This is a genomic window from Candidatus Nanopelagicales bacterium, from assembly GCA_030700225.1.
Taxonomy (GTDB): Bacteria; Actinomycetota; Actinomycetes; order S36-B12.
The window spans coordinates 1-14,843 of sequence record JAUYJT010000036.1; the positions used below are offsets into that span (position 1 = coordinate 1).

General features: G+C 63.9%; 12 protein-coding genes. 4 read left to right on the forward strand and 8 right to left on the reverse strand.

The window, feature by feature from the left end; all coding sequences use genetic code 11:
* Window positions 1-257: IS1634 family transposase (locus Q8P38_04830; GenBank protein MDP4013924.1), on the forward strand; the 257-nt coding region annotated here is incomplete at its 5' end.
* On the opposite strand, the gene Q8P38_04835 is transcribed toward Q8P38_04830, so the two are convergent.
* Window positions 210-614 (reverse strand): DUF4433 domain-containing protein, encoded by a 405-nt coding sequence (locus Q8P38_04835; GenBank protein MDP4013925.1) that lies wholly within the window; start codon window positions 612-614, stop codon window positions 210-212. The two genes, Q8P38_04830 and Q8P38_04835, sit on opposite strands and share 48 nt — an antisense overlap.
* 1 nt (window position 615) lies before the next feature.
* Here Q8P38_04835 and Q8P38_04840 point away from each other — a divergent pair, with 1 nt between their 5' ends.
* Window positions 616-984, forward strand: a complete 369-nt coding sequence (locus tag Q8P38_04840; GenBank protein ID MDP4013926.1) for a hypothetical protein — start codon at window positions 616-618, stop codon at window positions 982-984.
* Window positions 985-1,078: 94 nt separating this feature from the next.
* Here the strand turns inward: Q8P38_04840 and Q8P38_04845 are convergent, their stop codons facing one another.
* The 3 genes from Q8P38_04845 to Q8P38_04855 form a co-directional block, all read right to left on the reverse strand.
* Window positions 1,079-5,614 (reverse strand): chemotaxis protein CheB, encoded by a 4,536-nt coding sequence (locus tag Q8P38_04845; GenBank protein MDP4013927.1) that lies wholly within the window; start codon window positions 5,612-5,614, stop codon window positions 1,079-1,081.
* Window positions 5,615-5,851: 237 nt separating this feature from the next.
* Window positions 5,852-9,496, reverse strand: coding sequence for a replicative DNA helicase (dnaB, locus tag Q8P38_04850; GenBank protein MDP4013928.1), 3,645 nt, complete (start codon window positions 9,494-9,496; stop codon window positions 5,852-5,854).
* 370 nt (window positions 9,497-9,866) lie between these two features.
* On the reverse strand, window positions 9,867-11,393 hold the full coding sequence (locus Q8P38_04855) for a hypothetical protein (protein ID MDP4013929.1): 1,527 nt from the start codon (window positions 11,391-11,393) through the stop codon (window positions 9,867-9,869).
* Window positions 11,394-11,424: 31 nt separating this feature from the next.
* Between Q8P38_04855 and Q8P38_04860 the strand changes: the two genes are divergently transcribed.
* Window positions 11,425-11,925, forward strand: a complete 501-nt coding sequence (locus tag Q8P38_04860; protein ID MDP4013930.1) for a low molecular weight protein-tyrosine-phosphatase — start codon at window positions 11,425-11,427, stop codon at window positions 11,923-11,925.
* Window positions 11,882-12,763, forward strand: a complete 882-nt coding sequence (locus Q8P38_04865; protein ID MDP4013931.1) for a fructosamine kinase family protein — start codon at window positions 11,882-11,884, stop codon at window positions 12,761-12,763. Before Q8P38_04860 ends, Q8P38_04865 begins: the two co-directional genes overlap by 44 nt.
* 21 nt (window positions 12,764-12,784) lie before the next feature.
* Here the strand turns inward: Q8P38_04865 and rplI are convergent, their stop codons facing one another.
* The 4 genes from rplI to rpsF all read right to left on the reverse strand — a co-directional run bounded on the left by rplI (window position 12,785) and on the right by rpsF (window position 14,374).
* A complete protein-coding gene (gene rplI / locus Q8P38_04870; GenBank protein ID MDP4013932.1) occupies window positions 12,785-13,231 on the reverse strand; it encodes a 50S ribosomal protein L9 in 447 nt (148 codons plus the stop codon).
* A gap of 16 nt (window positions 13,232-13,247) precedes the next feature.
* On the reverse strand, window positions 13,248-13,487 hold the full coding sequence (rpsR, locus tag Q8P38_04875; GenBank protein ID MDP4013933.1) for a 30S ribosomal protein S18: 240 nt from the start codon (window positions 13,485-13,487) through the stop codon (window positions 13,248-13,250).
* 102 nt (window positions 13,488-13,589) lie between these two features.
* A complete protein-coding gene (locus Q8P38_04880) occupies window positions 13,590-14,072 on the reverse strand; it encodes a single-stranded DNA-binding protein (protein ID MDP4013934.1) in 483 nt (160 codons plus the stop codon).
* An 8-nt stretch (window positions 14,073-14,080) separates the two neighbouring features.
* Window positions 14,081-14,374 carry a 30S ribosomal protein S6 gene (rpsF, locus tag Q8P38_04885; protein MDP4013935.1) on the reverse strand — a complete coding sequence of 98 codons (294 nt, stop codon included), beginning with the start codon at window positions 14,372-14,374 and terminating at the stop codon, window positions 14,081-14,083.
* Window positions 14,375-14,843: the final 469 nt, after the last annotated feature.

A 14,843-nucleotide genomic window follows, 5' to 3' on the forward strand; every position in this document is an offset into this window, starting at 1 on the left:
TGAGAGCCAGACCGATCTACCACCACAAGCGCGAATCGATCGACGCCCACCTCAGCGTCGTCTTCGCAGCCCTAGCGGTCACCAGATTCGTCGAGGACCGAACCGGCTGGTCCATCAAGAGGTTCGTGCGCACTGCCCGCCACTATCGCACCGTCCAGATCCGCGTCGGACAGCACATCCTCACCGCCGAACAACCACCCCCTGGCGACCTAGCCGACGCCATCCAGAGCATCCACAGGGCCGACAGAGCGCACTAACTTGAGCCAAGTCAGGTTCATCAGATCCCAATCGACCAACGACGTGGCTGCTCGCGAATCACTGCTGAACTGTGCGATAGCCAGCGAGGCGTTTCGGTCCGTGAATACAACCGACGCCACGGGCAGCAGCTCCTCCAGAGACACGACCAAGTAAACGATCGGTTCCTGCCCTCCGCGGTGACCCGCGACCTGGTTACGGTGAATCGCGAAGAGCATCGGGCTGCGCGGTGCGAAGTAGAAGGGCACATAGTCCGCAACCACCCCAAATGGCGCCACCGGGACGAGTGTGTGCAAGCGGCGCTGCTTGATGTGCGCATGCCCAATCACGAGGTGGTCCGACTCTGCCGCCGCAGCCATAGTGTCCGCGGTCGAGGCCGATGAGAGCGAGGTCGGAACCGCAGCGCTTGTTGCTGCACTGGATCAAGCCCTTGAGAACGCCGCGCACATGATCCGGGTCTCGTATGAAGACGCTGTCCGAGCAGCGCGAACCGACGCTACATACGCCGACACGCTGCTCGCGTGCGCGATGCCCCGCGTTGACGAACTTGGGTACTTCGCCGCCCCCGACCTCCAAGCGCCGCTGAGCATGATAGCCGGGCGGCAACGCCCCACGTCATCCTTCAATCAACACTTGAAGAGATCCGCGAGGGGCCTCGCCTGGACGCTAGAAACGCTGGGCGAAGAGCGCGTGCCAATCGACGCCCTGGGGCACTTCTCGGCACGGTGAGTCCCCCGACCCCAGGACGTGTGCGGTCGGAGGCGTCTGCCGGGACCCAGCGCGCTCGAGCGTCATCGAGATCCCATCGGAACAACGTGGTGACCTATGCCGTCCCAGATCGATCCTTGAGCCATCTGACCAGTTCGGGCATGGGCATTGGTTCGGCGATCGCGAAACCTTGCAGGAAGTCGGCGCCGAGGCGAGTCGCTAGGTCCCGCTGGTCCCGAGTTTCGATTCCCGCCACGACTACTTTGGCACCGAGAGCGTGACCCATCTCGATGGCCGAAGTCATGAGCGCTATCTGAGCCGAATGTGCGCGATCAACGAGCTCCGTCGCTACCTCGGCATCTCCTTGGGTTCTGCCCGCCTCAGCCGCGACGGGGTCAGCGAGAAACATCCGATCGAGTTTGGTGAAGGCCGGAGAAAGCTCCCGCAGCAGACTCAGGTTCGAGAAACCTGACCCGAAGTCGTCCACGCACACGTCGGCGCCAAACTGCGTCAGCCTCTCGAGCACACGCCTAGCCCGGGAATGGTTGGGCAGGAACACCGACTCGGTCACCTCCAAGACGACGTTGGTCATCCCGGTCGCGGCAGGCCAGGCGGTGAGGAGAGAGGTAAGGGCCGGGTCTTCAAGCTGCGTTGTGGACATGTTCACGCTTATGGGCACATCGCCAAACCCGGCCGCGCACATGAGCTCAACATCAGTCCCGAGCAGGCCAAAGACCACGGTGCCCAGCGAACGCATTTGGCCGCTGGACTCGGTGGCGCTGATGAACTCGCTCGCCACGACGACTTCGCCACCGCGATTCCAACGGACCAGGGCTTCGACGCCCCACACCGAATCATCCACTGCAACGATCGGTTGATAGTACATCTCGAAATCGTGATCCTCGACGGCCTTGACCATGTCTTGCCGAATCTGAAGCCGCCGGTCGGCCAACACGGTCATGGAGTGCTGGAAGTGCTCGAACCGGTCGCCCCCGCGAGCTTTGGCTTGGTACATGGCGGTATCCGCTGCCCTCATCAGGTCTTCTGCGCATGTCGCGTCCTGCGGGAACTGGGCCACGCCAATGCTGCCGGACAAGGCGAACTCCACACCGCCCACAACGATCGGTTCGCGGATTGCAGCCAGGATCCGTTCTATCGTCGCTTCCAGAGCGCCCTCAGATTCGTAGTCCGAAAGCACAACCGCGAATTCGTCGCCCCCGAGGCGGCCAGTTGCTTCGTGGGTGCGAACCACGGATTTGACGCGTTGAGCAAAGGCGCCTAGGACCAGATCGCCCGCTTCGTGGCCATCATGGTCGTTGATCTCTTTGAACCGATCGATGTCTATGCAGAGCAGGCTTACTTGCCGATTGCTTCGGCCGGCACGCGCAACATCGAGTTCCAGCGCCTCCCAAACACTCTTGCGGTTGAGCAAGCCGGTCATCGCATCGTGGCGCGCCTCCAGCAACCCAGTAGCATCCTGAACGACCGCAATCGCGACGCCTGCCTCGGCGCCTCCGCACAGCGGTCTCGAGTCAATGGTCACCCAACGCTTCGACCCATTCTGATGCAGGATGCGACTGACTGACCGAGCCATCTGCAGCTCGCCGGTCACCAGTTCGTGCCCCTCAGGCGCTGGCTGGCTGAGCTCGGAGATGCGCTGCCCAACCAGGCTGTCCGCGCTTCGGCCCACCCACTCTGCGAGCGTGTCGTTGGCCAGCACTATCTTCTCATCGGCATCCAGGACCGCGACACCGAAAAGATCAGTACTGAACACCGACTCGAAGACGAGCGAAGCCTGCGCAGCAGCGGTCTCCGCACCCCGCCGGTCGGTGATGTCCATCAAAGAGGCGACGAGCGTGACTCGTTCGTTGTCGCGAGCCTTCGTACCGGACTCCAGAACCCACCGCTGTCCGCCCTCCCGAGGGTTGAACCGGTAGGTGACAGACCACGCTTCATCCGCCGTCCGGCGGGCGGCCCTGACCGCATCTCGATCCTGCTCATCCACGCATTCATCGAGTAGACCAGGGCGAACGAGAACCTCCTCGCTCGTCCATCCAGAGAGCTGAAGAACCTGCGAGCTGACAAAGAGCAACTCACCCGTATCCACGTCCCGCTGCCAAACGACCTCCTGCAACGCTGAAGCAATCCGAATCAGGGATCCTCGCGCACGCTCGGCAGCGCGCCGCAAAGTCGCTTGTTCAGAGATGTCGGAAAAGGCCACGATCGCTCCCCGGAGCGCACCAGGGGCCGCGACGTAGGGAAGCACCTGCACCAGGAATGTCGCACTGTCGCCGGAACACTCGATGTTGACCCGGTCGCCGCCGCCACGAACGGAACGGAGAGCCTCGGCCAGCCCTGTCACTGGCATTGTCGTCGGCACATCCAATAACGCCCGACCGATATCGGCGGCAACGAGTGCGAAGAGCCTCACAGCCATTGGCGTGAAACGAGTAACGAGCAAATCGGCATCGAGCAAGACCAGGCCCTGGGTCAACAACTGCTCGATGTTGGCGAGGTCAGCATTCACTGCCTGGAGGTCCACCGCACGGACACGCGCCTCCCGGCTCAGATCTACAAGTTCATCATTGACCGCGTGAAGCTCCTCATTGGCGGCCTGCAACTCCTCGTAGGTGGTCTCCAGGTCCTCGATGGACTCTCTCCAGCGCTTCTGGCCCTCCAGGAGCTCGTGCTCCAACCGACGCAGCTCGTCATCGAAGGTCGGATCCCGGTCGATTTGACGGAGGGAAGTCACGTCCAAGGGCTCTTCGATGAACGACAAAGCGAACAGGGACCTGTCCGCCACTGTCAGAAGGCGAGCTTCAAGCCGCACGGGATTGTCTGCCCCGGCCAGCTCGATGGGCCGACCGGTGACAGACTTGGATCTCTCTCCCCCCCCCCGAATCAAGAGCAACAGCGCGCGGGCCTCGGACAGCAGCTCCGGCCGCAAGAAGGACTCAGCCGCGACCGAGGCCGGGCCCGGGGGTAGCTGACAGAATCTAGAAACATCCCCCACAACTTCGACCAGGTCGTGAGAGTCGTCCAGCACGACGCAAGGGTGCCTGAACGTGCCAACGAGCGCCTCCAGCAACTCCATCCTGCTGTCTCGGGCCGCATCCCGCGCGAGTACCGGTTGTCGCTTGAACCGCACGCCACTCCCTTGGGGAATCCACGCGGTCGAACGCCCAGTGGGCACGAAGACCGACGCACGTTTCTGCGTTCGCGAGAGAATCTTGTGCGCCGCATCCACTACTTCAAAGCTACCCAGGGCTGATCCGACGGACTCCTTCGCACCCAAGAACAGCAAACCGCCAGGCAACAGCGAATACGTAATCGACCTCGACGCACGCCCCTGGAATTCAGGAGTGAAGTAGATCAGGGTATTTCGGCAAGAAACCAAATCCATCCGTGGCAACGGCGGATCTTGGGCAATGTTGTGCCGCGTAAACACCACGGATGCGCGCAAGTCGGGGGAGATCTGGAATTCCGTTTCGCCCACGACCACGGAATCAGCACGCAACTCCTCAGGAATCTGACTGAGCGCGGACGCAGGGTAGACGGCCGACCGCGCGACAGTCAGACTCGACTCGTCCAAGTCCGTGGCGAAGATCTTCAGCCGGTCCTCAAGGTTCCTGGACTGCCCCAGGATCTTCGCGAAGACCATCGCCAGCGAGTAGGCCTCTTCACCGGTAGCACAGCCAGGTACCCAAACCCGCAACGGCTCTCTGGACGCGCGGGTGTGCACGTATGTTCGTATCTGGTCGGCCAAGGCATCGAAGGCGTCGGGGTCGCGGAAGAAGGAAGTGACTGTGACCAGCAGATTGGCCACCAGAGCGCTCACTTCGTCCGGATCCGATTCGAGCGTCGCGAGGTAGTCGTCGACGCTATCCTGCTCCCTTAGCAGCATCCGGCGAGCCATTTGCCTGCGCAGTGTTGACACCTTGTAGCCAGAGAAATCAATCTGCGTCTTGAGACGCAGGATTGAGCACAATCTGGTCAGGGCCGCTGGCTCATCCTCGACCACCTGATCTGCCGACACCCCGTCGCCGGAAACGCCTTTGGTCCGCGCCATCAACCACAGTGCGATGTCGGGCGGGTCCAAGACCAAGTCCACGGCACCTTGCGCAGTAGCGGACTGCGGCATGGCTTGGAACTTCGCCGACTCCGGCGATTGGGCGATGGCGACACCCCCCGCAGACTTGATCGCGCTCATGCCGATCGTGCCATCAGAGCCAGTGCCAGACAGCAACACGCCGATCCCGCGATCACCCCACTCCCGAGCGACTGACTCGAACAGGAGGTCGATGCTCGGGTGTGGACCCAGACGATCCTGCGGCTCGCTAACTCGCAGCCGACCATCGGACACCGTGACCTCACGGTTGGGAGCGGCAACCGCGACGACGTCAGGCTCCAAGGCTTGGCCGTTCGTGGCGACCACCACGCGCAACTGGGTGTCGTTGGACAGTAGATCAACCAGGACGCTCGGGTAGTCGGGAGCCACATGTTGGGCGACTACGTAGGCAGTCAGTGAGTCTGGAACAAGGTACCCAACGAGGCCCACCAGCGCCTCCAGGCCACCGGCCGACGAGCCCGTGGCAACTAAACGCTGCGGACCGGATGCGGGCTTCACGGCCCGACCAGCTCTTCGACTCATCTCTCGCCTGCCATCCCCCCTCCCCGCAGCCCCAGTCATTGGACGGTACTGGCGATTGGTAGCCGGACGCAACCGGGCCCAGCCAGGCATCAGCCGATCACCCCGCGCGTTCCCTACGCCTGCGGGACCGATCCATGATCCCCAGCCATGGACCGGGCGTGACCGTTGGCGCTCCGCCCAGGGATCGGGACAAAACGGACACGCCACATTCGCAATCCAGCTCGCGACGGGGCGCGGCTAGTCCGCGGCCATGTCGACGAAACGCGAGTAGTGGCCCTGGAATGCGACCGTGATCGTGTCGGTGGGGCCGTTCCTGTGCTTGGCGACGATGAAGTCCGCCTCACCGATCCTGCTGCTGTCCTTGTCGTAGGCATCCTCACGGTGGATCAGCACGACTACGTCCGCATCCTGCTCGAGGCTGTTGTGGACAGCCATGCCGTCAGCGATGAAGTTGTGCGTACCCAGGACCGTGGCGTCAAAGACCTCACGCTGGCCGATCGACTCCACCGACACGATCTCGTCCCAGGTCACGTCGTTCGTGGCCACCAGGTCCAGCCCGGAGTTGCCGAGAACTTCGGCTACTCCAGCGAGTCGGCCTCCGGCTGACGGCACGTCCTGGCTCACATCCCCTGAAGCCGAAGTTGCCGACCCAGCGTGCGAGTCCTCAGGTCCCCCAGCCATGACCCGCTGCACGTCCTCCCACATGCCAGGCGGCGCCGCATCATCGCCGCCTTCCGCGCTGCGATCGAGCAGCGCCCATGCTTTCGCAGCTTCGGCGCACGGACCGAATCCACCCACTGCGTCCAGGAACACCCTCTGCTCCAGCGATCCAACGACCGAAACGCGGAACAGGGCGGACTCACCATTCGCCACTTCGCCAACGTGGGCCGTCAGCCCCAGGCGCAGCAGCAGCCGCGCTACGTCATCAGCGAACCTGCGCGCACCAGTGCTCACGTGAATGGATCCCTGATGGCCATCCGAAGGCGGCCGGATATCTCCGCACGCGGCCCAAAGGTGCCTCAGGAACAGGGCAACTTGCTCTGTCGGCGCGCCGAAGACCCCGGCTGGCACTCTCGGCTCGACACCTTCCAGGCCGCGAACGCCGAGGTCACGCAACCACTCAGTGATGGGGTTGCGCAACCACCCGCCGATGCCAGGCGGGGTCGGGAAGATCGTCGTCCAGGATTGCGAATCGTCTTCTCGCTTGCTGAGGGTTTCGATACCGAACCTGCTGTACGCGGCCTTGCGTACGGCCGTCACGCTGTCCAGATCCCGGCTAACGCACGACAGCCACCGCCGACCTAGCAGAGTCCCGGCGCCGAGTATGTGCGCCAGCAACGTGATCTCGAACCGGTCCATTGACTTGCTCTCGATTGGATCCGGCAAGCGACGCGGCACGGCTACACGCGCGCCGGGACCCAGCTCACGCACTGCTCTCCAGCCTTCGTGAGTGAGCAACGGATGGTTGCCGGTGGCGTTCACGACCCGGCCGGACGCGGTGCGAACGCGGAACACCTCGCGGGTTCCAGTCGGGAAGACGTGCGTCAACGTTCGCGCCCGATAGCGCAGCGAGTCGTCGAGTGACCAAACCGGAACCTCGCGAGCTCCGGCAGCGTGAAGCTCGCCCATGGTCACCTCTACCCCGGTGTCTGCTCGGATCACCCTGGTTTCGGCGGTCAGGCATCCGGACTCACGCAGGTCCGACAGCATCGGCTTCTTGTCGTTACGTGACTCCGGACCACGGTTCAGCTGACTAATGGCGATGATCGGCACATCCAGCTCCTTCGCCAGCAGCTTCAGTGACCTGGAGAACTCCGACACCTCCTGCTGGCGAGACTCCACCTTGCGTCCCGAGCTCATCAGCTGCATGTAGTCCAGCACAACGAGCCTCAGGTCATGGCGCTGCCTCAGCCGCCGGCACTTGGCGCGAATCTCGGTCATGGTCATGTTCGGGGAGTCGTCCACATAGAGCGGCGCCTCGTGCAAGACCCCCTGGCGGGCCGCTATCTTTCGCCATTCCGCGTCACCCATGCGTCCCGAACGCATGTGATGCAGGGGGATCTGCGCCTCGGCGCTCAGCAAGCGCATGACGATTTCGTTGCGGCTCATCTCAAGGCTGAATATCGCGCTCGGCAGACCGTGCTTGATCGACGCCGAACGCGCTATGTCCAAGCCAAGGGTCGAGTTGTGCGTGGGGACCATCGACCGCCCGGCGAGGTACTGGTGGTCCGAGTTGCCAACCTCCATACACCTGACAGGAACACTGGGGATCTTCGTCACGGCGGTGATCAAGCGCTGGTCGCCGTTGGACCCGCTTCCAGCGGCCAGCTCCTTGTGAAGCAAGCGCAGCTCATCGCAGCCGAACACGACTTCCTGCGTCTCGATGATCAATGCCGTCGCCGCCGCGCCCCCCAGCGTTCGAGATGGCTCACCACGCACATCCGCGCGCATCCCAAGACCCATCAGCAACTCGTAGATGCCCTGGGCGAGGCTTCGAGAGGTAACACGCATGACCACTGCCCCGGTCGGCGTTATCACGCCAAGACTGTCCGCAATCCCCGCCAGGAGATCCCGCCTCTGACCTTGCGAGGCCCGCAAGTATTCGCCGCCGACATGCGAGGGTGCCGCTGGGCCGCCGGATGGCCCGCGGGCTACCGCCGCCATAGAAGTGCCCTCAGCTTCAAGACGCATGGCGATCTCCGCCTGGTCCTCGGCCAGCCGGATAGGTTCGGAACCGCCTGCCAGCGCCAGCTGGACACCATAGGTGTACGGCGGTATCGGAAGATGCCTATAGGGCAGTTCCAAGGGCTTGGTGTTTGCGATGGAGCAGGGGCCGTGCGGCAAGTCTCGATCGTACTTCCGGGCGATCTGGGCGGTCGTCGTGATGATCTTGGGCAGCGAGGAGTCGGCGGCCAAACCGGTCCCTGTTGGGCTACTCGTTTCCCACTGATGGTCCGCGTCAGCCACGATCCGGCTTCCGTCACAGAACTCAACCAGGTAGCAGTCATGACCGAACATCACCGGGGTAGCAGCATTGACGGGCGTGGGATGCCCGTCGGCTCCGAGAACCTCATCGCCCACACGGATCGATCCCATGTCGGTCCAGCCAGCTGGCGTCGGAATCGGCGTGTTCAGCGCCAGCGCCTTGCCGATGGCCGGGCGAGCGGCGACTATCACGAGCTGGCCCGGATGAAGCCCGTTAGTCAACCGGTCTAGATCCGCGAAACCCGTAGGCACTCCGACCATGTCCCCGCTGCGCGAGGCAATGCCCTCAATCTCGGCGACAGCCCCATCCATGATCTCCGCCAGGGACACGTAGTCCTCACTGGACCGCCGAGCCGTCACGTCGAACACCTCGGCCTGCGCCTGGTCGACGATCTGGTCGACATCCCCCTCTCCCGCGTAGCCCCATTGAACGATCCTGGTCGCCGCGCTCACGAGTCGGCGAAGGATCGCCCGGTCTCGCACGATCTGGGCGTAGTAGGCAGCGTTCGCGGCGGTCGGCACACCTGCGATGAGCGTGTGCAGGAACGCCGCGCCCCCAACCCGGCTCAGATCACCGGTGCGGGTCAAAGAGTCAGAGACAGTGACCGCGTCAGCCGGTTCGCCCCGGCCGAATAGGTCAGTCACAGCCCCGTAGATCGTTTGGTGTGCCGGTGCGTAGAAGTCATCGATTCGGATCGTCTCTACTACGTCAGCGATCGCGTCCTTGCTGAGCAGCATCGCTCCCAGCACGGATCGCTCAGCGGCGAGATCCTGCGGCGGCGTCCGGGCTGGCCCGGTCACCGGGTCAGCCCGATCAGCGAACTCCGCGACGGTCACGCTGACTTTCCCACTGCGTACCTCCTCGGTCTCGCCCTTCCTATCCGGTGGGTCCGACACAGACACCAACCGCCAGGACGGCTGGCGCGGGGCCGCGCGATTTCCACGGCCCATCCCGCCCCGCACCAGACGTCCCTGCCCCCGGTACCTCAGCCCTGCCAACACGCTTGACAGGTGCCGCCTCCAGGCCGACACCTAACCCGCTGACAGGGAGCTTCGCGGACGGGGTTCCGCTCACCAAGGCGTCACGCTAGGCATCCCGCGAGCATCTGTCGAGACCCAAATGCGCGACCCTGTGGACAAGCCTGTGGACACTACGCCTGCGACATGCTCACTGAGCTGTGGACTACCTGTGGATCGCGCCATTGGACTCAGGCTGCCACGCTGGCTGACTAGGCGAATCTCGATCCACCGCCTGTGGAAGAACAAGTCATTCCCGACCAGTTGTGTTCCATGTGGGCAGATCGAAGTCACCTATGTTGCCGACCGCCGGGTGCTTCCGCCCCATCTGCCCGTTCGCCATGGCGCGGAGCAGGTTCGTTGTCACCTTCTTCGCGAACGCGCGCCCAGCTGGCGGTGCCTGATTCCGGAGTCCGCGAAGGACCCAACCCATGGTGCCGGTGGCGAAGACACCTGCCCCGGACTTCGCTGTGTAGTACGAACTCGTCGACACGGTCGGCGCGCCCTCGCAGTCCACGGGACTGGCCGCGACGATGCGCAGGTTCTTCGGAGTTCCGGGAACCGGGTAGGCCCGGTCTACCTCCACGTCCAGAATCCCCGGGACGGTTCCGTTGACCCCAATCCCGGTGCCCCGGAACAAGAAGAACCCTGGGTCGGTCACCGTGTACGTCCCTGTGGCCGGATAGCACTCATAGTCCTGCCCCACAAGGGAATGTTCGGGATCGGCTCCCGGTTCGTCGCGGAACCTGGCAGTGGTCGTCGGACCGTCGACAGGATCCTCCCAGGCGGACTTGTAGATCTCCATCATCCGCGCGCCCGCTGGGCCCTCAACCAGGCGAACCCTCCAGAACATGGTGTTGGCTCCAAGGAAGGCAAGGTCCACGCCGGCGTCGCGGGCCTTGGTGACAGCTGCTCGCTGAGGAACACTCCAGTACTCGTTGTGTCCCAGCGACAGGACGCCCTCCGCGCCAGACAAGGCACGTGGGTCTACGTCCAGATCACTGGCGGCGACATACGACACATCGATTCCGAGTCTTTCGGCCATGCGGACCACCGGGTGCTCGTATGCCAGGTACTTGCCAGTTCCGCTGCCACTCGTGTACGGCCGTGCGAACGAAACCGCGCGGGCCCTGTCTTCGAACCCTCCGGGACCGAAGTACGCCGAGCGGCCTCCCCACTCGTTGTAGGCCTGCCAGGTGGTGTCAGCCATTACGAGCACGATCCGCCCCGCGACATCCGGGCTGCGAACGACCAAGGGGATGAGCGACTCAGCTCCGTTGCTGCCCTTCAACCGCAGCAGGTACATGCCAGGGCTCCAGCCCTGTGTCGTGAAGGACAGCGACTGCCGCCAGTCCGCGTATGAAGTCCGGGTCGCGGCTACGAACCCTGAGCCGTCTTGACGCTGGCCCGGCTGTACCTCCGATGTCCAGACCCGACGACCCTGGGCTCCCCCGTACCAACCCATCCGATAGGCGGACACACGCCACTTCCGCGCTCCCGTCGACACGAACAGCCGGACCCGGTCACCAGGAGTCGCAGACGAGCGGTCCGCGAACCCCGACATCGCGCGCCAGTCCGATGACCGTGTCTTGGCCGCACGCCACCCCCGGTTGCCAGGCAGCGAGTTCTCAGACGCGATGTTCCAGACCGCTTCCTCAGGAACCGCGTCAGATGCCGTCTGGCGCCCGCCGTCGATCGGCGGCTCTGCGATCGTGGAACAGCCCGACAGGGCAAGGACAGCGGCGGTCGCGGGCACGACGAAGCGTGATGGCAGCACCGCTCGATTATCAGCCAGGTACCGTGAATCCGTGCATTTCCGGATCACCACGGTGTGTCTTGGCAACATCTGCCGCTCTCCGATGGCTGCGGCAGTTCTGATCAGCAAGTTCGCGGACGCGGGACTGGCCGACGTGCGCGTGCGTTCTGCCGGAACCGCCGGATACCACATCGGCGAGGACGCCGATCCGCGCGCTCGCGCGACCCTCCGCGAAGCCGGGTACGACCTGAATCACCGGGCCACACAGGTCAGCCCGGAGATGCTCCACGACTCCGACCTGCTCTTGGCGATGGACACGGCCAATGCCGATGACCTGCGCTCACTGGCGAACCGGCATGGCGCTCCACGCGATCGCATCCGTCTACTGAGGTCCTTCGACCCGAGCTGCCCGGACGAAGCCGACGTGCCAGACCCTTACTACGGTGGTCGCGACGGTTTCCGTGATGTGCTGGACATGATCGAGAAGTCCGCCGACGGGGTGGTTGTCTATGTCAGAGACGAACTCGAGCAGGGCCGCACGCCGGGCGCTTGAGCGCCTCGGACTGCGCGCACCGCGGCTCACGACGGTCTCGGGCGGATCGATCTGCGACGCCTGGAGGGCCGAGACCGATGAAGGCACCCTGTTCATCAAGGTCCATGGGGCGGGCCCTTCGGACATGTTCCTGACCGAAGCGGCCGGACTGACTTGGCTCGCCGACGCAGGCGCGCCAGTTCCCGAAGTCATCGGCGCCGACAGTGAATCGTTGGTGCTGCGATGGCTGGACCGATCCAGGCCAGATGCCCGGATGGCGAGAGAATTCGGAGCCACGCTGGCCCGCCTCCACCAGACACCAGCGGACGGCTTCGGAGTCGCCCCGCCCGGGGCAACCCACGGGTACATCGGATCAGCTCCGATGCCATACGGACGCTGGGACGCCTGGGGTCCGTTCTACGCGGAGGCCCGGGTGCTCCCCTACGCCCAACAGGCCCACGCGCTTGGGCATCTGACAGGCCAGGACCTGCGGGTAATCGATCGGTTGTGCGACCGGCTGATCGCCCAAGACCCAGAGTTGACCGCAGGAGCCGCAGGTCCCGTCCGGGTCCATGGCGACTTGTGGCATGGCAACGTGCTGTGGACCTCAAGAGGCGCATTCCTGATCGACGCGGCAGCCCATGGAGGATGCGGCTTCACCGATCTGGCGATGCTGGTCCTCTTCGGCACACCGAATCTGGGCGAGATCGTGACCGGGTACCGCAGCGTTGCCGATCTTCCACCCAGCTGGCATCAGCGTCTGGGGCTGCACCAGCTGTTTCCGCTCCTGGTACACGCGGTGCTGTTCGGCGGAGGCTACGGTCCGAGGGCTGCGGCAATCGCGGCGAATCACGCGTAGCCAAGCGGTCAGTGGCTGGTCCTATTCGCTGACGACTTCCACCGACAACTCGGCGGAGACCTCCGGGTGCAGTCGTATCTCGATGAGGTGAGCGCCGACGTGCTTGATCGGATCAGGCACGTGAACAATGCCGCGGTCGATGTCCGGTCCCCCGGCTGCCCTGATCGCCCCCGCGAGGTCCTTCTCCGTGACTCGACCGAACAACTGACCGCCCTGGCCCGAGCGCACGGACACGCGGACGCTCAGCCGTGACAGCTCGGACTTGACCTCTTCCGCGCGGTCCTTGTCGCGAATCTCTCGAACCTCGCGCGAACGCCTGATTTGCGAGATCTGCTTCTCGCCACCCTTCGTCCAAGCGATAGCCATCCCTTGGGGAACAAGGTAGTTGCGACCGTACCCATCCTTGACGTCGACGACGTCGCCCGCGGAGCCAAGACTGTCGACCTCTTTGGTCAAGATCAGCTTCATTCCGTCTCCTTGCCGATCAACGAGCTGTAGAGGTGTAGGGCAGCAACGCCATCTCCCGGGCGTTCTTCACCGCTGCGGCCACCGACCGCTGGTGCTGGTTGCAGTTGCCGGTCACGCGACGAGCCCGAATCTTCCCCCGGTCTGATATGAACTTGCGCAGCAGCGCGATGTCCTTGTAGTCCACATACTCGACATTGTCCAAGCAAAACTGACACGGCTTCTTCCGAGTCGGCCTGACTATCTGAGGCTTCGCCATCTACTTGACTCCCGAAAAGTGCGCCGGTCTGCTCGGACCGGACATCTGTTGCTGTTTCTTCTTTGTTGGCCCGCTTCGGCTCGCCGACGGGCCGGATCGTCGCTAGAACGGAGGCTCGTCGCCCGGAGGCGGCGTGGCCCAGGGATCGTCAGCGCGAGCGGGGGCACTCCCACCACTAGCGGCGCCACCAGCAGCGCCACCGGCACCACCGTTTGACCTCTGGACGCGGTTGACTTTGGCGGTGGCACTTCGCAAGGCCGGGCCCACGTCATCAACCTCGATCTCGAACACGGTTCGCCGCTCGCCCTCTCGGGTCTCGTACGAACGCTGCTTCAAGCGGCCGGTGACAATCACGCGCAGACCCTTCTGCAGGGATTCTGCGACGTTCTCCGCGTACTGTCTCCAGACATTGCACGTCAGGAAGAGCGAATCTCCGTCCTTCCACTCGCTGGTCTGGCGGTCCAGATAGCGAGGTGTTGACGCGACTCGGAACGATGCGACCGCCGAACCGGATGGCGTGAATCGCAACTCCGGGTCAGCTACTAGGTTCCCGACGATCGTGATCTGAGTGTCGCCTGCTGCCATGAATCCTCCTACTCGTGGGCGTCGACGCGGACGACCTTTGTCCGCAATACTGACTCGTTCAAGTTCAGCTGCCGATCGAGTTCCTTGACCGCGGCGGACTCGCAAGTCACGTCCAGCACGGCGTACACGCCATCGGTGTGCTTCTCGATCTCATAGGCCAGTCGGCGCCTGCCCCAGACGTCGATGCCACCAACCGTCCCGCCTTCATGGCGGATGACGTTCAGGAACGCATCTAGTGTCGGCTGCACAGTCCGCTCCTCCAGATCGGGAGCGAGAATCACCATGGTTTCGTAGCGGCGCACGTCAGCACCAGCCTCCTTCGGACTGACGGCCACGGACGTTCCGCGGCAGGAGAGCTTTCAGCGTACCCGCCTAATGCGCAAGCGCGTAATCCGCTGTGGACAACCCCGAATCGGGCGCGGCTCTCGCGGGCTGGGACGGGTATCTCCGGGGGTCGGGGTGCTGTCTTTGTCCACAGGTGCTGGTTTGTCGTTTGTTGTCCACAGCCTGCGTGGTGTGCCGTTGATTGTCGGACCCTCGTGGGAACATGTGTGCGAGTACAGGTTTCCTCTACGAAGCGGGGTGGGGGTCCCCCGGCGAAGTGGGGGTGGGGGTGGGGTCATGTCGGTGGCTGAGTTGGGTGGGTCTTCCGAAGCTGGGGGCGTGGGGTGCGCGGCGTCGCCGCCGGTTGCTGGGGTGATGTCGGCGCTTATGGCCGCGGCTGACGCGACGGTTCCCTCGGGCCTGGGCTGCGGCGACGTATTGGCTGCG